The 369-nt window shown below is 55.6% G+C and carries 1 rRNA gene; it reads left to right on the plus strand.

Features of this window, described 5'->3' with window-relative positions:
* Window positions 1-369, plus strand: a 16S ribosomal RNA gene (locus ACTHS4_RS11675); the annotation flags it as partial.

Consider the following 369-nt stretch of genomic DNA (forward strand, 5'->3'; position numbering starts at 1 on the left):
CTGTGGGGAGGGACGAAAGAGCACGTTCTAACAGGACGTGTGTTGACGGTACCTCCTTAGCAAGCACCGGCTAACTCTGTGCCAGCAGCCGCGGTAAGACAGAGGGTGCAAACGTTGCTCGGAATCACTGGGCGTAAAGGGCGTGTAGGCGGGAAGGAAAGTCAGATGTGAAATCCCTGGGCTCAACCCAGGAACTGCATTTGAAACTCCCTTTCTTGAGTACCGGAGAGGAAGGCGGAATTCCTGGTGTAGAGGTGAAATTCGTAGATATCAGGAGGAACACCGGTGGCGAAGGCGGCTTTCTGGACCTGTACTGACGCTGAGGCGCGAAGGCGTGGGTAGCGAACGGGATTAGATACCCCTGTAGTC

The sequence above is a fragment of the Neisseria sp. P0014.S009 genome, from assembly GCF_051958155.1.
GTDB lineage: Bacteria > Pseudomonadota > Gammaproteobacteria > Burkholderiales > Neisseriaceae > Neisseria > Neisseria flavescens_C.